This is a genomic window from Microbacterium terregens (assembly GCF_039534975.1).
Taxonomy (GTDB): domain Bacteria; phylum Actinomycetota; class Actinomycetes; order Actinomycetales; family Microbacteriaceae; genus Microbacterium; species Microbacterium terregens.
In genome coordinates this window covers 1679061-1701402 of the sequence record NZ_BAAAWH010000001.1, presented here as the reverse complement: position 1 = coordinate 1701402, position 22342 = coordinate 1679061, and the positions used below count along the sequence as shown (strand labels likewise).

General features: G+C 68.2%; 18 protein-coding genes. 7 read left to right on the top strand and 11 right to left on the bottom strand.

From position 1 onward, the window contains the following. Nucleotides 1–118: 118 nt before the first annotated feature. Nucleotides 119–1213, top strand: coding sequence for a LysM peptidoglycan-binding domain-containing protein (locus ABD655_RS07675; RefSeq protein WP_344712923.1), 1095 nt, complete (start codon nucleotides 119–121; stop codon nucleotides 1211–1213). A gap of 93 nt (nucleotides 1214–1306) precedes the next feature. Beyond that, nucleotides 1307–3247: a Stk1 family PASTA domain-containing Ser/Thr kinase gene (pknB, locus tag ABD655_RS07670; protein ID WP_344712922.1), complete on the top strand. Its 1941-nt coding sequence runs from the start codon at nucleotides 1307–1309 to the stop codon at nucleotides 3245–3247. A 273-nt stretch (nucleotides 3248–3520) separates the two neighbouring features. Here pknB and ABD655_RS07665 read toward each other — a convergent pair whose 3' ends face one another. The 4 genes from ABD655_RS07665 to ABD655_RS07650 all read right to left on the bottom strand — a co-directional run bounded on the left by ABD655_RS07665 (nucleotide 3521) and on the right by ABD655_RS07650 (nucleotide 8000). Then, entirely contained in the window at nucleotides 3521–4858 is a 1338-nt protein-coding gene (locus ABD655_RS07665) for a class II 3-deoxy-7-phosphoheptulonate synthase (RefSeq protein WP_344712921.1), read from the bottom strand. 110 nt (nucleotides 4859–4968) lie between these two features. Beyond that, nucleotides 4969–6063 carry a M23 family metallopeptidase gene (locus ABD655_RS07660; protein ID WP_344712920.1) on the bottom strand — a complete coding sequence of 365 codons (1095 nt, stop codon included), beginning with the start codon at nucleotides 6061–6063 and terminating at the stop codon, nucleotides 4969–4971. A 298-nt stretch (nucleotides 6064–6361) separates the two neighbouring features. After that, nucleotides 6362–7048, bottom strand: a complete 687-nt coding sequence (locus ABD655_RS07655) for a lysophospholipid acyltransferase family protein (RefSeq protein WP_344712918.1) — start codon at nucleotides 7046–7048, stop codon at nucleotides 6362–6364. A gap of 4 nt (nucleotides 7049–7052) precedes the next feature. After that, nucleotides 7053–8000, bottom strand: a complete 948-nt coding sequence (locus tag ABD655_RS07650) for an ROK family protein (protein WP_344712916.1) — start codon at nucleotides 7998–8000, stop codon at nucleotides 7053–7055. Between the two features lie 303 nt (nucleotides 8001–8303). Here ABD655_RS07650 and ABD655_RS07645 point away from each other — a divergent pair, with 303 nt between their 5' ends. Further along, a complete protein-coding gene (locus tag ABD655_RS07645; RefSeq protein ID WP_344712915.1) occupies nucleotides 8304–10130 on the top strand; it encodes an AMP-dependent synthetase/ligase in 1827 nt (608 codons plus the stop codon). Between the two features lie 178 nt (nucleotides 10131–10308). On the opposite strand, the gene def is transcribed toward ABD655_RS07645, so the two are convergent. From def to ABD655_RS07630, 3 genes are read right to left on the bottom strand one after another with little or no spacing between them, the layout of a single operon-like run. Further along, entirely contained in the window at nucleotides 10309–10800 is a 492-nt protein-coding gene (def, locus tag ABD655_RS07640) for a peptide deformylase (RefSeq protein ID WP_344712914.1), read from the bottom strand. An 8-nt stretch (nucleotides 10801–10808) separates the two neighbouring features. Continuing rightward, nucleotides 10809–12467, bottom strand: coding sequence for a MinD/ParA family ATP-binding protein (locus ABD655_RS07635; protein ID WP_344712912.1), 1659 nt, complete (start codon nucleotides 12465–12467; stop codon nucleotides 10809–10811). Nucleotides 12468–12523: 56 nt separating this feature from the next. Continuing rightward, nucleotides 12524–15931 (bottom strand): pyruvate carboxylase, encoded by a 3408-nt coding sequence (locus tag ABD655_RS07630; protein WP_344712910.1) that lies wholly within the window; start codon nucleotides 15929–15931, stop codon nucleotides 12524–12526. A 73-nt stretch (nucleotides 15932–16004) separates the two neighbouring features. Between ABD655_RS07630 and ABD655_RS07625 the strand changes: the two genes are divergently transcribed. Beyond that, a complete protein-coding gene (locus ABD655_RS07625; RefSeq protein ID WP_344712908.1) occupies nucleotides 16005–16811 on the top strand; it encodes a ParA family protein in 807 nt (268 codons plus the stop codon). A 172-nt stretch (nucleotides 16812–16983) separates the two neighbouring features. On the opposite strand, the gene ABD655_RS07620 is transcribed toward ABD655_RS07625, so the two are convergent. The 3 genes from ABD655_RS07620 to ABD655_RS07610 all read right to left on the bottom strand — a co-directional run bounded on the left by ABD655_RS07620 (nucleotide 16984) and on the right by ABD655_RS07610 (nucleotide 18840). Then, nucleotides 16984–17526 (bottom strand): MerR family transcriptional regulator, encoded by a 543-nt coding sequence (locus ABD655_RS07620; protein ID WP_344712907.1) that lies wholly within the window; start codon nucleotides 17524–17526, stop codon nucleotides 16984–16986. A 115-nt stretch (nucleotides 17527–17641) separates the two neighbouring features. Next, entirely contained in the window at nucleotides 17642–18331 is a 690-nt protein-coding gene (gene ftsR / locus ABD655_RS07615; RefSeq protein ID WP_344712905.1) for a transcriptional regulator FtsR, read from the bottom strand. Beyond that, nucleotides 18331–18840, bottom strand: coding sequence for an FHA domain-containing protein (locus ABD655_RS07610; protein ID WP_344712903.1), 510 nt, complete (start codon nucleotides 18838–18840; stop codon nucleotides 18331–18333). The genes ftsR and ABD655_RS07610 overlap by 1 nt, the downstream gene beginning before the upstream one ends. Nucleotides 18841–19010: 170 nt before the next feature. On the opposite strand from ABD655_RS07610, the gene ABD655_RS07605 reads away from it, so the two are divergent. Further along, complete coding sequence (locus ABD655_RS07605; protein WP_344712900.1) at nucleotides 19011–19385, top strand: hypothetical protein; 375 nt, start codon at nucleotides 19011–19013, stop codon at nucleotides 19383–19385. Between the two features lie 243 nt (nucleotides 19386–19628). Here ABD655_RS07605 and ABD655_RS07600 read toward each other — a convergent pair whose 3' ends face one another. Beyond that, nucleotides 19629–20021: a four-helix bundle copper-binding protein gene (locus tag ABD655_RS07600; protein WP_344715745.1), complete on the bottom strand. Its 393-nt coding sequence runs from the start codon at nucleotides 20019–20021 to the stop codon at nucleotides 19629–19631. Nucleotides 20022–20179: 158 nt separating this feature from the next. Here ABD655_RS07600 and ABD655_RS07595 point away from each other — a divergent pair, with 158 nt between their 5' ends. Both ABD655_RS07595 and lpdA read left to right on the top strand, forming a co-directional pair. Next, on the top strand, nucleotides 20180–20884 hold the full coding sequence (locus ABD655_RS07595; RefSeq protein WP_344712898.1) for a copper resistance CopC family protein: 705 nt from the start codon (nucleotides 20180–20182) through the stop codon (nucleotides 20882–20884). Nucleotides 20885–20893: 9 nt separating this feature from the next. Then, a complete protein-coding gene (gene lpdA, locus ABD655_RS07590; RefSeq protein WP_344712896.1) occupies nucleotides 20894–22291 on the top strand; it encodes a dihydrolipoyl dehydrogenase in 1398 nt (465 codons plus the stop codon). Nucleotides 22292–22342: the final 51 nt, after the last annotated feature.

Sequence of the window (22342 nt, the reverse complement as noted above, 5' to 3'; positions counted from 1 at the left end):
CCGCCGCACGCTGTCGGCCGGCGTCCCCGTCGCCCTCGCAGGATCGCTCGCGATCCTGATGAGTGCGGGATCCGCGCACGCTTCCGAACCGATGCGAGGCGAGCACGCGACTCCACGGATGCAGTCTCCTTTGGACAGTTCGGGAGCAGGCCTCGCGATCGCGCAGATGCAGGTCGCCCCGACGGCGACCACCTACGCCGTCCAGGCAGGCGACACCGTGACGGCCATCGCCGCACGCCATGGCCTGCGCACGGTCGATGTCCTGGCGCTGAACGGCCTCGATTGGTCGAGCGTCATCCACCCCGGTCAGGTCCTCACTCTCGCGGCAGCGGCACCCGTCGCCGACGCGCCCGAGGCCCCGCCCGCACCTGCGCCATCCTCCGGGACCTACGTCGTGGACGGCGGCGACACCATCAGCTCGATCGCCCAACGGCACGCCGTCTCGATCCAGGACGTGCTCGCGGCGAACGGGCTCGGCTGGTCCTCGATCATCTACCCCGGCCAGACCATCGTGATCCCCGGCTCCGCGCCGGCCGTCGAAGCCGCTCCTGTCGAGATCGCGCCGCCTGTCGAAGCGGTCGCCCCCGCCCCTGGCGCTCCGGCCGCAGGCGCCTACGTCGTCGTCGCCGGCGACACCATGAGCGCCATCGCCGCACGACACGGCGTGACGACCCAGGCCGTCCTGGACGCCAACGGCCTCACCCGATCGTCGATCATCTATCCCGGCGAGACCATCGCCATTCCCAGCGCCGCCGCTCCGGTGCTCGTGGCGAACGTCACGCCGATCACATCCGGCGCCGTCAGCGGCCTCGATGCCGAGCAGGCCGCGAATGCGCAGATCATCATCGGCGTAGGACGGGAGCTGGGCGTCCCCGACCGCGGGATCGCGATCGCATTGGGCACCGCGATGCAGGAGTCGTGGTTGCGCAACCTCGACTGGGGCGACCGCGATTCGCTGGGACTCTTCCAGCAGCGACCGAGCACCGGGTGGGGCACCGAGGCCGAGGTGAGCGACCCGCACCGCGCGGCACGTGCGTTCTACGGCGGGCCGTCCGATCCGAACGGATACGTGACACGCGGGCTCCTGGACATCAACGGCTGGGAGAACCTGTCATTCGCGGATGCCGCGCAGGCCGTGCAGATCTCGGCGTACCCCGATCGCTATGCACAGTGGGAGCAGCCCGCGTCCACGTGGCTCGCCGCCCACGGCTGATGCCTCCCGCACGCGCCTCAGCGCGCGTTCGCCCGAGCAGCCCGGGGTGAGCCGCTCCGCGGCCTGGCAGGTACCCGTCCGTAGACTCAGATCGTGAGCACGAGTCAGCAGGCAGACCCGCTGATCGGACGTCTGGTCGACGGCCGATACCGGGTGCGCGCGCGCATCGCGCGTGGCGGCATGGCGACCGTGTACGTGGCGACCGACCTGCGCCTGGAACGGCGCATCGCGCTCAAGGTCATGCACGGGCACCTGAGCGATGACACGGTCTTCCAGAGCCGGTTCATCCAGGAGGCTCGCTCGGCCGCACGTCTGGCCGACCCGCACGTGGTGAACGTGTTCGATCAGGGCCAGGACGGCGACATGGCGTACCTGGTCATGGAGTACCTGCCGGGGATCACGCTGCGCGAGCTGATCCGCGAGCAGCGGCGCCTGACCGTGCCACAGACCGTCACCATCATGGACGCCATCCTGTCCGGCCTCACGGCCGCCCATCGGGCCGGGATCGTGCATCGGGACGTCAAGCCCGAGAACGTCCTGCTGGCCGAAGACGGGCGCATCAAGATCGGCGACTTCGGACTGGCCCGCGCCACGACCGCGAACACCGCGACCGGCGCGCAGCTGCTCGGCACGATCGCCTACCTCGCCCCCGAGCTGGTCACGCGCGGGATGGCCGACGCGCGCAGCGACATCTACTCGCTCGGCATCATGCTCTACGAGATGCTCGTGGGTGAACAGCCGTACAAGGGCGAGCAGCCCATGCAGATCGCCTTCCAGCACGCGACCGATTCAGTGCCCCGCCCCAGCGTGAAGAATCCCGGCGTCCCCGAGCAGCTGGACGAGCTCGTCCTGTGGGCGACCGAGAAGTCGCCGGATGATCGTCCCAACGACGCGAAGGAGATGCTGGACCGCCTGCGGGCGATCGAGCACGAGCTCGGCATCGCTCCGCAGGTCGCGCGTACGATCTCGGCGGGGATCATCCGCGACGAGAGCAGCGGCACCGGTGATGTGACCCAGGTGCTCCCCGCCGCGATGACCGCGCCGACCACTGCGGTGGAAGACGTTGACAACGCGACGCGCTTACGGACGGCGACGAAGCGCCGCGCGGTCAAGGGCGGCTGGCTGTTCGCCATCGTGATCCTGCTCGCGGCTCTCGCCGCCGGCGCCGGCTGGTGGTTCGGGTCCGGCCCCGGCTCGCAGGTCGCGGTCCCGGATGTGACGAATCGCTCCTTCGCGGAGGCCCAGCAGATTCTGGCGGAGCAGTCGTTCCAAGCCGTGCAGAAACCCGTCTTCGACCTCGAGATCCCCCCGGGCGTCGTCGTGGGCACCGATCCACCGGCGGGCGCCCGCTTGGACAAGGATGCCACCGTCGCCGTGCTGGTCTCGCAGGGTCCGCAGCCGCACGAGGTCCAGGCGCTCGCCGGGGCGAGCGCGGGCGAGGCGCGCGGCATCCTGCTCGGGCTGAACCTGCAGGTCTCGGAACCGGACGAGGCATTCTTCACCGATGCCGCGGACGGGACGGTCATCGCGGTGTCGGTCGCACCGCGCGCCGGCGGCGATGCCGTGGACTGCTCTCAGGGCTGCACCGCGCTGGAGGGAGACACGGTGACCCTCTCGGTCTCGGTCGGCCCGGTACCGGACGTGAGCGGGCTGAGCGTGGAGTCAGCCACCGCCACGCTCGGCGAGAAGGGCCTGTCGGTCGGAGGCACCGTCGAGGAATTCACCGGCGACTTCGCCAAGGGGCAGGTCATGTACATCGCCGACCGCGACGGCGGCGGCAGCTGGCGTCCGGGCGAGTCCGTCACACTGGTGGTCTCGGCGGGCCCACCGCTGTTCCCGGTGCCGAACATCGTCGGCATGACCCGCGACCAGGCCAAGGCTGCGCTGAAGAACGCGGGCTTCGAGTACGAGTACGCGACGCTGTGGGATGCGGTGCTGGACGAGATCACGAAGGTCGAGTCGCAAGTGCCCGCGGCGGGAACAGAGCGCGCCAAGGGGACCGTGGTCTCGTTCCGGATCCAGGGCGCGTTCTAGCGGGTTCGGGCGACGACCGACGGATGCCGCGACGCGGCCGGTATGGGATGCGGCCGCCCCGCGCCGGCGTTCGATGCGGCCGAGCGCGGCGCCACCGGTTGTCGGGAGCGGCGAAGCCGCGTATCGAGACATGACACGGATCGCATCACCGCGTGCTGCGCACGCAGTGATCCGATTCGCCCAGGGAGGTCTCGATACGCCGCCTACGGCGGCTACTCGACCTTGACAGGGATCGCATCAACGCGTGCTGCGCACGCATTGATCCGATACCTGTCAACGCTTGTCGAGCTCCTCGGCCACCAGGAACGCGAGCTCGAGGCTCTGCATGTGGTTCAGGCGCGGGTCGCACAGGCTCTCGTAGCGTGTCGCGAGGGTGGCCTCGTCGATCATCTCCGAGCCGCCAAGGCACTCGGTGACGTCGTCGCCGGTGAGTTCGACGTGGATGCCGCCGGGGTGCGTCCCCACCGCGCGATGTGCGTCGAAGAACCCGCGCACCTCGTCCACGACGTCGTCGAAGCGACGCGTCTTGTACCCGGTCGGGGTCGTGATGCCGTTGCCGTGCATCGGGTCGGTGACCCACAGCGGCACGGCACCCGAATCGCGGACGGCCTCCAGCAGCGGAGGCAGCGCGTCGCGGACCTTGCCGGACCCCATGCGCGTGATGAACGTCAGCCGGCCGGGCTCGCGCTCCGGGTCGAGCTTGTCGATGAGGTCCAGCACGGTCGACGGCGTGGTCGACGGTCCGAGCTTCACGCCGATCGGGTTGCGAATCTTCGAGAAGTAGTCGACGTGCGCACCGTCGAGGTCGCGCGTGCGCTCGCCGATCCAGAGGAAGTGGGCCGACGTGTTGTACGGCGTTCCGGTGCGGGAGTCGATGCGCGTCATCGGACGCTCGTAGTCCATCAGCAGGCCTTCGTGGCCCGTGTAGAACTCGACACGGCGCAGCTCGTCGAAGTTCGCGCCGGCGGCCTCCATGAACTTGATCGCGCGGTCGATCTCGTGCGCAAGGCCTTCGTACCGCTGGTTGGCGGGGTTCTCGGCGAAGCCCTTGTTCCAACTGTGCACCTCGCGCAGGTCTGCGAATCCACCCTGGGTGAAGGCGCGGATGAGGTTCAGCGTCGACGCGGCGGTGTGGTAGCCCTTCAGCAGTCGCGCGGGGTCGGCACGGCGGGAGCCCTCGGTGAAGTCGAAGCCGTTGACGATGTCGCCGCGGTAGGCAGGCAGCGTGACATCGCCGCGTGTCTCGGTGTCGCTGGAGCGGGGCTTGGCGAACTGACCGGCCATCCGCCCCATCTTCACGATCGGCATCGAGGCGCCGTACGTCAGCACGACCGCCATCTGCAGCACCGTCTTGATGCGGTTGCGGATCTGCTCGGCCGTCGCACCGGCGAACGTCTCCGCGCAATCGCCACCCTGCAGCAGGAATGCCCGACCGGATGCCGCCCGCGCCAGCTGGTCGCGGAGGTTGTCGACCTCGCCGGCGAAGACGAGCGGCGGCAGCGTCGCGATCTCAGCCGAGACCGCTGCAACAGCATCCGCGTCGTACCACGTCGGCTGCTGCTTGATCGGGAGGGTGCGCCAGTGGTCGAGGGCGTCGAGCTGTTGAAGCATCGGACCAGTCTATCGGGGCGCGAACGACGCGGCCGCCGCCGTCGGGCGTGCTCGTGCCCGCCGGCCCGCCGATGGCACGGGGCGACGGTCGGCGTCCGCGCCACCTGCGATCAGGGGAAATTCGCGATCGTGCCATAGAGGGGGTAGGCCTCACGCAGCTCCCGCGAATCGGACTCGATCGCGAGCTCATCGCCGGCCGATGCTGCGAAGTCGACCGTGCCCACGATCTCGAACGCCTCGAGGACGAACGGCAGGCTCTTGCCGACGAACAGATCCGGCTTGTCGAGCAGGCCGAAGTGCAGGTGCGGTCCCTGGGAGGGGCCGGTGTTCCCGAGCCGTGCGAGAGTATCCCCGGCCTTCACGCTGTCGCCGACCTTCACGGCGAGACTGCCCGGCTGCAGGTGCCCGTATGCCGCATAGACGTCCGGGGCGATCTCGAGGACCACCTGGTTGCCACCGAAGCCGGCCTTGGACTCGGGGGGCACGGAAGCGAACGGCGTCGACTCCTCGACGCCGTCCTGGACGGCGACGACGGTGCCGTCGGCGACGGCGAGCACATCCGCCCCGAAGCCGTAGAACGCCTCATTCGTGCTCCCGGTCCCGTCGTAGACGCGGTCCCCCTTCACCATCGCCCAGTCGGCGGCGAACGTCTCCGCAGTCGCGATGCGCAGCCCGTCAGCGGACAGTCGGAGGTCGCGGTGCACGTTGGGCGTGCAGCACGCGGACGTCGCGAGCCAGCCGTCGCCCGCGAGCGGGGGTTGGATCACGATCGCTTCGCTGGGGTCGACCGCGATCTCCGGTCCGTGCACGACACGGTCATCGATGATCACCGCGCCGGCCACGTCCGGCAGCGTGTACTCGATCCGATTCGACACCCGCGCCGGCACCTCCCCTGGCGGCAGCACCAGGTCCACCTCCACCGCAACGGCCGCGGATGCCGCGACGACCGGCGAGGGGGCGTGGGAGTAGAGCGACTGGGTGGCGGCGGCGAGCGTCTCCCCCTCCACCTGCATGAGCTCATCGCCGGCGGCATCGAGGACCGTGACTTTCGTCAACGTCACCGGATCACTGAACATGTTCACGACGAGGAGGCTGTACTCGACATGGTCCATGTCGTCGCTGCCGCGCACGACCTGGGCGGTGTTGATCGGCTGCACCAGGATCGCACTCACCAGATCTGCCGCCTCGGCTGCCGGGTCGAGCATCAACGCCACCTCCGTCGGGTCGGCCGTCGGCGACGATTCACCGGCACCAGCAAACGTGCACGCCGCGCTCGTGAACATGATGGTCACCACCGTGGCCGCGAATATCAAGCGTCGCCAATTTCGCATGTGGCCGTCCCCCGTCGTGAGCAGCCCGCCATGCCTCGTCGCTCGACCGGGCAGCCGAGCGACAGCCCCCGTGCAGCACGACAGGGCCGCCGATCGATAACGATGGGCACGTTACCGGTTCCGGAGGGAGTGCGCTACGACGCTCGGCAACGCGCTACGACGTGCGATGACACTACGGCGACGTCGGCTTGCGGTCCTTCACCGTGGAGGCGTACACGTCGTCATAGGTCTGCTCGCCGAGGCGCTGCAGCGCCACCATGATCTCGTCGGTCACGGAGCGCAGGATGTACCGGTCACCCTCCATTCCGGCAAAACGCGAGAAATCCAGTGGCTCACCGATCACGACACCCACCCGCCCCACCCGCGGGATGCTGCGGCCGATGGGCATGATCGCGTCTGTGTCGACCATGACGACCGGGATGACCGGCACGTGCGCCTCCAGCGCCATGCGCGCGATGCCGGTGCGTCCGCGGTATAGACGCCCGTCGGGGCTTCTCGTGCCCTCGGGGTAGATCCCGAGCAGGTCGCCCCGGCCCAGGACCGACAGCCCGGTGTTCAGCGATGCTTCGGAGGCTCTGCCGCCGGAACGATCGATGGGAATCTGACCGGTGGCCTTCATGAACATCCGGGTCGCCCAGCCTTTGAGGCCCTTACCGGTGAAGTAGTCGCTCTTGGCGAGGAATGACATGGGCCGATCGATCATCAGGGGCAGGAAGATCGAGTCCGACACCGAGAGGTGGTTGCTCGCCAGAATCGCGGCTCCCTCGACGGGTACGTTCCTGCGGCCGACGATCCAGGGACGGAAGATCGCTTTGACCAGCGGTCCGATCACGACGTACTTCATCAGCCAATAGAACATCGCGCTACGCGCTCGCAATCGGATCGGCGATCGCGAGGTCGGCGGCACCGATCAGTCCCGCGTCGTTGCCGAGCTCTGCGATGGCGAACGCCGCCACCGGGCGATCTCCATAGCCCGGGAGCGACGTCTCGTACGCGATCCGCACCGGTGCCAGGAGCTCGTCGCCCAACTGGGCGACTCCCCCGCCGATCACGAAGAGCTCGGGGTCGAGCACGGCCTGGAACCCGCCGCACGCCTCCCCCAGTGCCGTCGCGACCCGGCGCAGTGCCTCGACCGCGCCGGCATCCCCGGTCAATACGAGACGTGAGATCGCGGGGCCACCCAGTGTGCCCTTGTCCGCGCGTACTTCCGCCAGGGCGGCGCCGATGCCGCCGGCATCCGCGATCGCGTTCGCTTCGCGCTGCAGTGCGCGTCCGGACGCATACTGCTCGAGGCATCCATGCTGTCCGCAGCCGCAGAGGAGCCCATCGCGAGTGAACCGAGTGTGCCCGAGTTCCGCGGCGATCCCATGACCCCCGCGGAAGAGCGCGCCGTCGAGGACGACAGCGCCACCGACGCCGGTGCCCATCGTGAGCATGACCATGTTGTCGACGTCTCGGCCCGCGCCGAAGCGGAACTCCGCCCAGCCTGCGGCGTTCGCGTCGTTCTCGATCGTGACCGGGACGTCGATGCGGGCCTCGAGGATCGCCTTCAGCGGCTCATTGCGCCACGCGATGTTGGGCGCGTGGATGACGGACGCGCGGTCGCGGTCCACGAAACCGGCCGCCGCGACACCCACGGCCGAGACGTCGTGGGATGCACCGAGGTGACGTGCCATGTCGATCACGGCATCAGCCAGGGCCCCGGTGTCGACCGGCGTGTCGACGCGGAGCTTTTCGACGATGCGACCCGCCGCGTCGACGACTCCCCCGGCGATCTTCGTCCCGCCGATGTCGATCCCGACTTTGAGCACTGCACTCCCTCTCCGCCGGCGCTGCGGCGGCGGCGCCTTGCAGTCTAGTGGCGCGCGTCAGCGAGCCGGGGGTTTGGGGTGGAACCCCATCGAGTAGCGCGCGTCAGCGAGCCGGGGGTTTGGGGTGGAACCCCATCGAGTAGCGCGCGTCAGCGAGCCGGGGGTTTGGGGTGGAACCCCATCGAGAGGCGCGCGTCGGAAGTGGCGCGCGATGGGTTCCCGCTCCACGTCGTGGGAGGCGCCGCTCGGATAGACTCGGAAAGGGATCCACCCGAGAACGTAACCGGTACCGAAGGAGTTGCCGTGGTTGAATTCGAAGTACCTGCGATCGTCCCAGCTGACCCGCAGGCGAACATCACCGACCTCCTGGTCGCCCGAGTGAAGGCGACGCCGCAATTGGCCTTGTTCGCCGTCCCGGACGGCGAGGGATGGCGTGACATCACGGCCGCGGAGTTCCACCGCCAGGTCATCGCCCTGGCGAAAGGCTTCGCCGCGGCGGGGGTCGAGCCCGGAGACAAGGTCGGGTTCATCGCCCGGACGACATATGACTGGACGCTGGTCGACTTCGCGCTCTTCTTCGCGGGTGCGGTGATGGTGCCGATCTACGAGACGAGCTCGCCCGCGCAGATCGCATGGAACCTCACCGACTCCGGCGCCGTCGCGTGCATCATCGAGTCGGCAGACCACTCGGCCCGCCTCGATGAGATCCGGGCTGACGTCCCACTTGTGCGCTCGGTGTGGGAGATGCACCGTGGCGACCTCGACAAGCTGGTCGAACAGGGCGCCTCCGTCCCTGACGAAGAGATCGAACGCCGCCGGAACATCGCCAACGGCGCGGACATCGCCACGCTCATCTACACCTCGGGCTCGACCGGCCGACCGAAGGGGTGCGTGCTCACACACAGCAACTTCGTCGAGCTGATCCGCAACTCATCGAAGGCGCTGAGCGAGGTCGTCGAGACGCCTGGGGCATCGACGCTCCTGTTCATCACGACGGCGCACATCTTCGCGCGGTTCATCTCGATCCTCGACATCCACGCGGGCGTCAAGACCGGTCACCAGCCCGACACGAAGCAGTTGCTTCCCGCGCTCGGGTCGTTCAAGCCGACGTTCCTGCTCGCGGTGCCTCGCGTCTTCGAGAAGGTGTACAACTCCGCCGAGCAGAAGGCTGAGGCCGGCGGCAAGGGCAAGATCTTCCGCGCCGCGGCACACACCGCGGTCGAGCATTCCACGCTGCTGCAGGACGGCAAGAAGATCCCGTTCGGGATGAAGATCAAGTTCGCCCTGTTCGACCGGCTCGTCTACAGCAAGCTGCGCGCCGCGATGGGCGGCAACGTCGTCTACGCCGTTTCCGGATCCGCACCGCTCGGACCCCGTCTGGGCCACTTCTTCCACAGCCTCGGCGTCGTGATCCTCGAGGGCTACGGCCTGACCGAGACGACGGCGCCGGCAACGGTGAACCTCGCCACGAAGTCCAAGATCGGCACGGTGGGCCCCGCGCTGCCGGGCGTAGGCGTTCGCCTGGACGATGACGGCGAGATCCAGGTTCGTGGCGTCAACGTATTCAAGGAGTACTGGCGCAACCCGGAGGCAACGGCCGAATCGTTCGACGGAGACTGGTTCAAGACCGGCGACCTGGGCTCGTTCGACTCGGAAGGCTTCCTGACGATCACGGGTCGCAAGAAAGAGATCATCGTGACGGCGGGCGGTAAGAACGTCGCGCCCGCCGCGCTCGAAGATCCCATCCGCGCCAACCCGATCGTCGGTCAGGTCGTCGTGGTCGGCGATCAGAAGCCGTTCATCTCCGCGCTGGTGACCCTCGACGGCGAGATGCTGCCGACGTGGTTGGGCAACAACAACCTGCCGCGGGACATGTCATTGAAGGATGCCGCCAGCAACGGCGCCGTGCGCGCCGAGGTCCAGAGCGCTATCGACGCGGCGAACGCGAACGTGTCGCGTGCGGAGTCGATCCGGAAGTTCACCATCCTCTCCGACGAATGGACCGAGGCCAGTGGGCACTTGACCCCGAAGATGAGCATCAAGCGCAACATCATCATGGAGGACTTCGCGGACGAGATCACCGCGCTGTACGCCGTGCCGGTGACCACCTCGAACGTCGCGCTCAGCTGAGCTGACAGAGACGAAAGGCCCGGGGCGACCCGGGCCTTTCGTTCGAACGCGGTCGGATGCGGAACCGACGACTCCGACGAATCCGCCGGTCAGACCTGGATACGCTCGCTGGCGCTCGCTACTCGATCTTGCCACGGAGCGGACTCAACGCTGCTTCGGAGCATTGAGTCCGCTCGTGTCAAAACCAGTCGCTCTCGCGGATCTCGCGCATCGCGATGCGCCGTGTCTCCGAGGGCAGCCGGTCCAGAAAGAGCTTGCCGTCGAGGTGGTCGGTTTCGTGCTGCAGCGCCTGTGCGAGCAGGCCCTCGCCCTCGAGCCTGACTTCGTTGCCGTCCAGATCGATGCCGGTCACGGTCGCGCGAGGATGACGCAGGGCGTCGTGCCACAGCCCCGGGACGGAGAGACACCCTTCTCCGACCAGTTCGGGCTCACCGGACACCTCGACCAGCACCGGGTTGAGGATGTACCCGATGTCCCCGTCGATGTTGTAGCTGAATGCACGCAGGCCGACGCCGATCTGCGGCGCAGCGACTCCGGCGCGGCCGGGCAGCTCCACCGTGTCGACGAGATCCTTGACGAGAGCACGTACGCCGTCGTCGATCTTCTCGATGGGCGCGCTCGGCGCCCGCAGGACGGGGTCGCCGAAGATGCGGATGGGACGGACAGACACCGGCGGCCCTACGCTGCCGGAGTGAGAGCGCGCAGACCCTCGACGACGGCGGCGGCGAGGTCCCGCGCCGCGAGGCGGGTCGCCGGCTGCAGCTCGCGGAACGAGATCGCACTGCCCGCAGCGATGTGCGGGTCGTAGGGCACGCGCACGACGGAGCGCACGCGAGTTCGGAAATGGCCCTCGAGCTCATCGATCTGCACGAGCGGCGCACCGGGCCGGGCCGTGTTCAGGACGACGATGGCGTCGCGAACCTGCTCCGCGTATCCGTTGGTCTCGAGCCAGGTCAGGGTCTCGGAAGCCAGACGCGCCTCGTCGACGGTGAGGCCGGCAACGACCACGACCTGGTCGGCCAGGTCGAGCGTGGCCCCCATCACCGAGTGGACGATCCCGGTGCCGGTGTCGGTCAGGATGATCGAGTAGTAGTGTGCGGCGATGCTCGCGACATCGTGGTAATCGCGATCGTTCAGCGCCTCGGACACGCGCGGGTCGGCATCCGATGCCAACACGTCCAGCCGTGTCTCGTCGCGCGCGACGATATTCGAGATGTCGTTGTAGCCGGTCACCTCGGCACGCACCTTCACCAGGTCGCGCACCGTCTTGCCACTCGTGCGGGAGATGCGCTCGGCGAGGGTCCCCCGGTCGGGGTTCGCGTCCACCGCGATGATCCGATCGTCGCGGGCATCGGCCAGCGCCATGCCGAGGAGTGTCGTGACGGTGGTCTTGCCGACACCACCCTTTCGCGACAGCACCGGAACGAAGCGGGCGCCACCGGTGAGCGGCGCGGCGATGCGGCGGTCCAGCTCCTTGCGGGCACGGGCGCGCTTGCCGTCACCGAGGTTGATGCGGTGCCGGGTGATCGAGTACACGAAGTGCTGCCAGGCACCCTCCGGCTCGGGGCGGACGACCTGATGCGGGTCCAGCAGACGATCCGCGGTCAACAGGTCGGCGCTCTCGCGGCCCGCCTCGAACTCGCCGAACCGCTTGGAGGTCATGGTCACGTCCGCGCGCGGGATGACCCGCTCGACGGCGTGCGCACGCTGCGGGCGCTCTTCGATCTCGGGATGCTGTGCCTCGCGCCGCGTGGCCGGAACCGACCCCGTCGACGTCGGAGTCGAGCTGGCGCCGTTCGGCTGGACCGCCGCGGCTGCCGGGCTGAACGCCGGAGCCGTCTCCGGCAGCGGAATCGGGTCGGCGGCGACACCGGACCGCGTCGCCGGCGTGGGGCCGGTGATCGACATCCCCCCGCGAAGCGGAGCACCGCCTGCCGGCGAGGAGTCCTCGGCGCTCGACGCGGTGTCCCCCGAGGCCGGGGGGTGTTCGATGACGGTCTCCTCGATGACGGCATCCTCGATATTGCCGCTCTCGTCACGCGAGGCCTCGGAGTACGCCGACTCGGTCAGCTCTTCGAGTTCGCCGGTCTCGACGTTCTCCTCTTCGAAGTCCGTCGCATCCTGGGTGATCTCGTACTCCAGCTCGTCGTCCACCACGCCGTCGTCATCGACCAGGTCGTCGTCCGATGCGGAAGGCAGCTGAACGCTCACCTGTTCGGTCTGCCCGCCCAGGATGCCGAACCCCGACGTGTCCAGGTTCCCCGCGTCAGAGAGCACGCCGTGCTGCTCCGGATCAGGGTCGTCGGAATGCGTCTGGTCGGTGCGATCGGGCGTCACTGCAGTACTCCAAGAGGCTGAAAAAAGGTGCGCGGGGAAATCTCGCACCCTCCAGGCTACTGCGCGGGACGGATGACGACCAAAAGGTCCCCGGCATCGACCTGCTGGGTTTCGCCGATCGCGAGCCGTTCCACGACGCCGTCGATGGGCGAGGTGATCGCGGCTTCCATTTTCATCGCCTCGATCGACGCGACCGGCTGACCGGCGGTGACGGTGTCACCGACCGCCGTTTTCAGGGTCACGACACCGGAGAAGGGGGCCGCCACCTGGCCGGGTTTGGACGTGTCGGCCTTCTCCACCTGGCGGGTCTCGACGCTGATGCTGCGATCACGGACGTACACGGGCCGCAGCTGCCCGTTGAGCGTCGTCATGACCGTCCGCATCCCCTTGGCGTCCGCTTGACCGATCGCCTCGAGCCCGACATAGAGCTGCACGCCCGGGTCGATCTCTGCCACGTGCTCTTCGCCCGGCTTCAGCCCGTAGAGGTAGTCGGGCGTTCCGAGGGACGACAGGTCGCCGTATGCCTCGCGGTTGGCCTCGAACTCCTTGGCCGGACCGGGGAACAGCAGGCGGTTGAGCGTCTTGCGTCGCAGCGCGGCGTCGCCGGCCAGTCCGTCCCGCTCCGCGTCGGTCAGCGGCGGTACCTCGATCGAGATCTGTCGCCCGGCGAGCACCTTCGTGCGGAAGGGCTCCGGCCAGCCACCCGGCAGGTCGCCCAGCTCGCCCGCCATGAAGCCGACCACCGAGTCCGGAATGTCGTAGTTCTGCGGGTTCTCGGCGAAGTCGGCGGGATCGGCCTTGGCCGCCACGAGAGCCAGGGCGAGGTCGCCGACGACCTTCGAAGACGGGGTCACCTTGGGGATGCGCCCCAGAATGCGGTCAGCCGCGGCGTACATGTCCTCGATGAGCTCGAAGTCGTCGGCCATGCCCAGTGCGATCGCCTGCTGGCGGAGATTCGAGAGCTGTCCGCCCGGGATCTCGTGGTGGTACACGCGCCCGGTCGGGCCCGGAAGCCCCGATTCGAACGGCGTGTAGAGGTGCCGCACGCCCTCCCAGTAGGGCTCGAGGTCACTGACGGCGGCGAGGTCGATGCCGGTGTCGCGCTCGGTGTGGGCGAGTGCGGCGACGAGCGCCGACAGCGACGGCTGGCTGGTCGTGCCCGACAGCGGTGCGGCTGCGGCATCCACCGCGTCCACGCCCGCCGCGCTCGCCGCGAGCAGCGTCGCGAGCTGTCCGCCCGCCGTGTCGTGCGTGTGCAGGTGCACCGGAAGGTCGAAGCGCTCCCGCAGCGCGGTCACCAGCTTCGCGGCGGCAGCCGGGCGGAGCAGCCCCGCCATGTCCTTGATCGCCAGGATATGAGCGCCGGACTCGACGATCTGGTCCGCGAGACGCAGGTAGTAGTCCAGGGTGTACAGGGTCTCGCTCGGGTCGAGCAGGTCGGCGGTGTAGCAGAAGGCGACCTCGGCGACGGCGGTGCCGGTCTCGAGGACCGCGTCGATGGCGGGCCGCATCTGGCCGACGTCGTTCAGGGCGTCGAAGATCCGGAACACGTCGACACCTGTCGCCGCGGCTTCGCGCACGAACGCCTGAGCAACCTCGATCGGCCGCGGCGTGTACCCGACGGTGTTGCGGCCGCGCAGCAGCATCTGGATCGGGATGTTGGGGATCGCCTCCCGCATGGCAGCAAGGCGCTCCCACGGATCCTCCGCGAGGAAGCGGAGGGCGACGTCATACGTCGCGCCGCCCCACGCCTCCACCGACAGCAGTCCGGGCGTCATCCGCGCCACATGCGGTCCGACGCGCACCAGATCCCGCGTGCGGACCCGGGTGGCGAGCAGCGACTGATGCGCGTCGCGGTACGTCGTCTCAGTGACGGCGAGGGGCACCTGCGTGCGCAGCGCACGGGCGAAGCCTTCCGGGCCGAGTTCACGCAGCCGGTCGAGTGAGCCGGGCGGCGGCGGAGTCGAAAGGTCGATCTCGGGCAACTTGCTGCCGGGAGAGATCGACAGCGGCTTCTCGCCGTACGGCCGATTGACCGTGACGTCGGCGAGCCAGTTGATCAGCTTCGTGGCACGGTCCCGCGACGGGTGGCTCGTCACCAGCGCCGGGCGTTCCTCGATGAAGGCGGTGCTGAGGTCGCCCGCCACGAACGCGGGGTCGTCGAGCACGGCGCGCAGGAAGGGGATGTTCGTCGATACGCCGCGGATGCGGAACTCCGCGAGGCCGCGCTTGGCGCGTGCGACCGCGGCAGGGAAGTCGCGTCCGCGGCACGTCATCTTCGTGAGCATGGAATCGAAGTGGGGGCTGATCTGCGACCCCGCGGCGGTCGTTCCGCCGTCGAGCCGGATACCCGCGCCGCCGGGCGAGCGGTACGTCGTGATCCTGCCCGTGTCCGGCCGGAATCCCTCTGCCGGGTCCTCCGTCGTGATGCGGCATTGCAGAGCGGCGCCGCGCAGCACGATGTTCTCCTGGTTGAGCCCGAGGTCATCAAGCGTCTCTCCGGCTGCGATGCGGATCTGCGACTGCACTAGGTCGACGTCGGTGACCTCCTCGGTGACCGTGTGCTCGACCTGGATGCGGGGGTTCATCTCGATGAAGACGTGTTCGCCCGCGCGCTCCCCCGCGGTGTCCACGAGGAACTCGACGGTGCCCGCGTTCACATAGCCGATGGACTTCGCAAAGGCGACCGCGTCGCGGTGAAGGGCATCACGCAGCTCGTCAGAGATGTTCGGCGCCGGCGCGATCTCGATGACCTTCTGATGACGCCGCTGCACGGAGCAGTCCCGCTCGAAGAGGTGGACCGTGTGCCCGGTCGCGTCAGCGAGGATCTGCACCTCGATGTGACGAGGACGCACGACGGCCTGCTCGAGGAAGACGCGTGCGTCGCCGAACGCCGCCGCAGCCTCGCGCATCGCCTCGGCGATGGCGGGGGGAAGCGCCCCGGGGCTCTCGACGCGGCGCATGCCACGCCCGCCGCCGCCGGCGACGGCCTTCACGAAGATGGGGAACCCGATGTCGGTGGCCTGCGCGACGAGCGCGTCGACGTCCTCCGATGCCTCGGTGGAGCGGAGGACAGGCACGCCGGCCGCGATCGCGTGATGCTTGGCGGTGACCTTGTTGCCCGCCATCTCCAGGGCCGTGGAGGGCGGTCCGATGAACGTGATGCCGTTCTCGGCCGCGCGGGCGGCGAGCTGCGGATTCTCGGAGAGGAATCCATAGCCGGGGTAGATGGCATCCGCGCCGGATGCGAGCGCGACCCGGATGATCTCCTCGACGTCGAGGTAGGCGCGCACGGGATGACCCGGCTCTCCGATGACATAGGACTCGTCGGCCTTCTGCCGGTGGAGTGAGCCGCGGTCTTCGAAGGGGAACACCGCGACTGTGCGGGCTCCCAGTTCGTATGCGGCGCGAAACGCGCGAATGGCGATCTCTCCGCGGTTGGCGACCAGGATTTTCCGGAACATTGACACCTCACTGGACGGCCGACGAATCGGGCTGAGTGTGTTGTCAGCCTAGGGGAAGGTAACGTAGTCGCTTGTGCACGTACTCTCCGTCAGCTCGCTCAAGGGCGGGGTCGGCAAGACAACCGTGACTCTAGGACTCGCCTCCGCGGCATTTGCGCGGGGAGTTCGGACTCTCGTGGTGGATCTCGACCCGCAGTCCGACGTTTCGACCGGCATGGACATCCAAGTCGCCGGTCGTCTCAACGTCGCCGATGTCCTTGCCAACCCCAAGGAGAAGGTGGTTCGCCAAGCGATCACCTCCAGCGGCTGGGCCAAGGTGCACCCAGGCACCATCGACGTGATGATCGGCAGCCCGTCTGCGATCAACTTCGACGGCCCGCACCCCAGTGTGCGCGACGTGTGGAAGATGGAAGAGGCGCTCGCCACGATCGAGGCCGACTACGACCTGGTCCTGATCGACTGCGCCCCGTCCCTGAACGCCCTCACGCGCACCGCGTGGGCCGCCTCGGACCGCGTGATCGTCGTGACCGAGCCCGGCCTGTTCTCCGTCGCCGCCGCGGACCGTGCCCTCCGCGCGATCGAAGAGATCCGCCGCGGCCTCTCCCCCCGCCTTCAGCCGCTCGGCATCGTGGTCAATCGGGTCCGGCCGCAGTCCATCGAGCACCAGTTCCGCATCAAGGAATTGCGCGACATGTTCGGCCCGCTGGTGCTCTCACCCCAGCTGCCAGAACGCACCTCGCTGCAGCAGGCGCAGGGCGCAGCCAAGCCGCTGCACATCTGGCCCGGCGATTCGGCTCAGGAACTCGCGGCTGACTTCGACGCCCTGCTGGACCGCGTCATGCGCACCGGCCGAATTCCGGCTGCGGGCAACCCGGTCTGAGCCGCGCCGGCTCTGCGAAGACGGATGCCGCGGCATCCATCGCTGTCGACCGCGGCGTGCGCGAGTCGAGTGCGCGCCACTTCCCTGTCTGCGCGGCGCATATTCCCGTAGCGGAATCAGGAAACAGCAGCGCCGTCGGGGACCGCGACGCCACAGGAGCCGGCGAGAAGAGCTACGCGGTGCGCGCCGCGCGTCGTGCGGACAGCTCGTCCACGACCTCGGGTGCCTGCGCGTCGAAGTCGATCAGCGTCGACTCCACCTCGCGCAGCACCTTGCCCACCGCGATGCCGAAGACGCCTTGGCCGCGGCTGACCAGATCGATGACCTCGTCGTTCGACGTGCACAAGTACACCGACGCGCCGTCGCTCATCAGAGTCGTCCCAGCAAGATCACGGATGCCGGCCGCCCGCAGTTGATCGACCGCGATGCGGATCTGCTGCAGCGAGATGCCCGTGTCGAGCAGCCGCTTCACCAGCTTCAGCACGAGGATGTCGCGGAAGCCGTAAAGCCGCTGCGATCCGGAGCCGCTGGCTCCGCGCACAGTGGGCTCCACGAGCTCGGTGCGTGCCCAGTAGTCCAGCTGACGGTAGGTGATGCCTGCCGCCTTCGCGGCGACAGCTCCGCGGTATCCGACTTCGTCGTCCATCTCTGGGAGCCCGTCGGTGAACAGGAGGTCTGCGACGAACTTCGGTCCGTCCGCGTCGTGAGCGTTCATACGCTTCCTCCTTGATGATCGGACATGTCAACGCTAGATGAGGCCTGGCCGCCGGGCAACGACATCCGCGTTCCCGGGTCCGGCGTGTCGCGGCCGGTGCGCGTAATCACGCGGTTCAGGACAGCATGCGGTCCAGGGCCGCGCGCGCGAAGATCGCGCGCACCTCGTCCAGGCGCTTGGCAAGCTCCGGGGCGAGTTCGCTGGCACGGGCGCGGGATGCGGCATCCGTCCGTCGCAGCAGGGGCGAAAGAGCTGACTCGACCAGCGCGACGTCGCGCTCGGCGCTCTGCCGGAGGGTGCGCACGTGCCGCGGCTCGATCCCGTGGCGGTCCAGAGCCACCAGCGCGCGCAGGATCGCGACTGCCTGGTCGTTGTAGCCGTCCGTTCCGGTGATCACTCCGGTGCTGATCGCGTCGTTCAGCAGCTGCGGGGCGGCGCCGGACGCGGCCAGGAGCTCTTCGCGGCGATACCGACGCGGGGCGGGCACGATCGACGGCGGCGCGGCGGTCGGCTGAGCGGGGTCGCGGCCGGCGTCGATGTCGGCGAGATACTCCCGGATGACCATCAGCGGCAGGTACTGATCACGCTGCAGGGTCAAGGCCAGCCGCAGCCGCTCGAGGTCGTCCTGCGAGAACTTCCGGTAGCCCGACTCGGTGCGGGTGGGGGTGACGATTCCCTGCACCTCGAGGAATCTCAGCTTGCTGGACGTCAGGTTGGGAAACTCCGGGCTCAGCCGAGCGAGGACCTGACCGATGCTGAGAAGCCCCGCGGACGATGAACGTTCGCGGGCTGACGATTCCCCCATCAGCCGTCCGCCGGCTGAGACAGGTCAGCGGGCGAGACGAAGAAGTTGAGCCGGAATTTGCCGACGCGCACCTCGGAGCCGTTCGTCAGGACTGCGCGATCCGCGCGTTCTCCGTTGACGTACGTACCGTTGAGCGATCGCTGATCGACCAGTTCGAAGGACGTGCCGGTCCGCGTGATTTCGGCGTGACGGCGCGAAACGGTCACGTCGTCGAAGAAGATGTCGGCTTCGGGATGCCGGCCGACGGTGGTCACGTCGGTGTCCAGCAGATACCGGGCACCAGCGGTGGGTCCGGATCGCACGATGAACAGCGCGGAACGCGTCGGCAACGCCTCGATCGCATCGAGTTCGGCGTCGCTCAGATCGCTTCCGAAGGGCACGAAGGACAGGTCGGAGTCGTGTCCGAACGTCTGCGTCGTATCGACCGGGCCGTGCGAGTCACCCGCGTCGGCGCCCGCTCCTGACGCCCTCCGGATCTCGTCCGGCTCTGGTCGGCGGTTGTCCTCCACGGTGTTCCTCCTCTGAACTCCAGCGTAACGGATCGACCGCCTCCCGAAAGGTTCGGGTTCAGGGCCGGGCGCGGCATTGCGCAATGTTTCGCCTTGTGTCACCTGGGGTGACCGCCGGGGGCGCGTTGCCTAGCCTGGCGAGTACTGAACCTACTTCGAAGGAGACACCCGTGTCGAGCCCGCATCGCCATCTTCCGCCCGCTCCGGTGCGTGAGCGTGCGGCATGCATGTGCGTTCACGGGGACTCCTGCTCGAGCTTCGCGCCGGGCCATGCCCTCCACCTGATCCAGGCGCGACTTGCGTCTGCGACCCCCTCCGAGTGGGTGGACGCGATCGTCGAGTCGACGGATGCCGTTGCCGGCGTCGTCGTGTTGCGCACCGTCTCGGCGACCGAGCAGGTCGAGCTGTGGAGCGGTTCGGGCGCGGCCCACCAGGCCACGCCCGGTGCCCCGGTCGCGCTCCACGGTCGTTACGGCGTTTTGGCCGTGGGCTCGCTGCGCTTCAACGTTGCGGTGAGTCGGAGCAATGCCGCGCAGCGGCGTTGATGCGACTGCACCGCAAGATCGAGTAGCGCCGCGAAGCGCCGCGTATCGAGATCTCTCGAGTCGGAGCAATGCCGCGCAGCGGCGTTGATGCGACTGCACCGCAAGATCGAGTAGCGCCGCGAAGCGCCGCGTATCGAGATCTCTCGAGTCGGAGCAATGCCGCATAGCGGCGTTGACGCGACTGCACCGCAAGATCGCGTAGCGACGCGAAGCGCCGCGTATCGAGATATCCCCTGACGCAGGTCAGGCCATCTTCATCATGCTGTCCTTCAGCGCCATGCAGGCCTCGACGCACGCCTTGCAGGACTGAGCGCACAACCTGCAGACTTCGCTCTCGTCCGCGTGCTCCAGGCACTCGTCCATGCACAGCGTGCACATCGCGATGCACGCATCGAGCATCGACATCAGGACGGCGGGGGTCAAGCCCTGCATCCGCAGCATGGCGCGCATCATCGTGTTGCACATGTCGGCGCAGTTCATGCACGCCGGCGCGCACGACATCATCTGGGTGGAACACACCGTGCAGGCCTGCTCGCATGCCGAGCAGGCGTCCATACACGCCTGCACGAGCGACATGTCCATGGTGCTCATCCCGGCCATCGACATGCCGTCCTTGGACATCATGTCCATCATCATCGAGTCCACGAGACACTCCTTCCGATCTCCCTCGGACGGCGGCTGCCGCCCCTCGGAACGCTACTCTTCGAGCCGCCGCACGTCACGGGCATTCGCTCCCGGCCCCGCAGGAATTCCCCCACCCGTCACACACAGCGGGGCCGCGTAGCCTGGACCGGATGCGCACGACAACGACTTCCCCTCGCTCCCTCGCCCGCTCACTCACCACCGCGGCCGCGGCACTCCTGCTCGCCGCCGCCGGAATCCTGGTCGCTTCTCCGGCCAGCGCCCACGACGAATTGGTCTCGACCGATCCCGCGGCTGATGCCGCGCTCGACGCACTCCCAGCGCAGCTGACCCTGACCTTCAGCGGGGAACTCGCACCCGACCCCGGAGCGACCCAGCTGCAGGTGACGGATGCCGGGGGCACGATGCTCGCCGACGGCGAGCCCCTCGTCGAGGGCACCCTTGTGACGCAGCCGCTCACGGGCACAGCATCCGGACCCGTCACCGTGCTGTGGAAGGTCGTCTCGAGCGATGGACACCCGATCTCAGGCGAGTTCGCGTTCTCGGTGACGGCCTCCGCCACGCCCACAGCCACACCCACGCCGACGGGCTCCGCGACCAGCACGCCCAGCCAGAGCCCGACGCAGGAGCCGACGGTCGCACCGACCGAGGCGCCGGTCCCTTCGGACAGCGGCGACACGGCACTGCCGTGGATCATCGGCGGTCTGCTGCTGCTCGCGCTGGTGGGAGGCGCTGTGGCCTACCTCCTGGTGTCGCGAGCACGACGAGTCCGGGCCGAGGAGGCCCTGCGCTCGGGGTCTCCGGCGACGCCCGGCGAGGCACCTTCTGCCGGGTCCGCGCCCTCGGCCGACCGATAGGCTTAAGTCATGCCTCACTACGACGTCGCCATCCTCGGCGCCGGCCCCGGCGGTTATGTCGCGGCCGTCCGAGCAGCTCAGCTCGGCCTTTCCGTTGCGATCATCGAGGAGAAGTACTGGGGCGGTGTGTGCCTGAATGTGGGCTGCATCCCCTCCAAGGCGCTCCTGCGCAATGCCGACCTCGCGCATGTCTTCCTCCACCAGGCGGAGCTGTTCGGCATCTCGGGGGACGTCTCCTTCGACTTCGGCACGGCGTGGGATCGCAGTCGCAAGGTCGCGGATACGCACGTCAAGGGCATCCACTACCTGATGAAGAAGAACAAGGTGACCGAGTACGAGGGTCGCGGCTCGTTCGTCGATGCGAACACGATCGACGTCGCCAAAGCGAACGGCGAGACCGACCGCGTCACCTTCGACAACGCGATCATCGCCACGGGCTCGCGGGTCCGGCTGCTGCCGGGCGTGCAGCTCAGCGACAACGTCGTGACCTACGAAGAGCAGATCATGACGCGCGAGCTGCCCAAGTCGATCGTCATCGTCGGCGCGGGCGCGATCGGAATGGAATTCGCGTTCGTCATGGTCAACTTCGGCGTCAAGGTGACGATCATCGAGTTCCTCGATCGCGCGCTCCCCAACGAGGACGCGGATGTGTCGAAAGAGATCGCTCGTCAGTACAAGAAGTACGGGGTCGACATCCTCACCTCGACGAAGGTCGACTCCGTCGTGGATCACGGCGACAAGGTCACCGTCACCTACACGCCGAAGGATGGCGCGGTGGCAGAGATCGACACCGACAAGGTGCTCATGTCGATCGGTTTCGCGGCGAACGTCGAGAACTTCGGTCTCGAGAACACCGGTGTGAAGCTCACAGACCGGGGCGCGATCGACATCGACGACTTCATGCACACGAACGTTCCGCACATCTACGCGATCGGCGACGTGACCGCCAAGCTCCAGCTCGCCCACGTCGCCGAGGCGCAGGGCGTCGTCGCCGCCGAGACGATCGGCAAGGCCGAGACGATGGCTCTGGGCGATTACCGCATGATGCCGCGCGCCACGTTCTGCTCCCCCCAGGTCGCCTCGTTCGGCCTGACCGAGCAGCAGGCACGGGACGCCGGGTACGACGTCAAGGTCGCCAAGTTCCCGTTCTCTGCCAACGGCAAAGCCAACGGGCTCGGTGAACCGATCGGCTTCGTGAAGCTCATCGCGGATGGCGAGCACCTCGAACTGCTCGGCGGCCACTTGATCGGCCCCGACGTGTCCGAGCTGCTCCCCGAGCTCACGCTCGCGCAGAAGTGGGACCTCACCGCACTCGAGGCGGCCCGGAACGTGCACACGCACCCGACTCTCTCCGAAGCTGTGCAAGAGGCATTCCACGGCCTCGCCGGCCACATGATCAATCTTTGAGCCGGACCGGATCGATGCGGGCTAAGCCCGCGTCGATGCGGTCTCGACTCG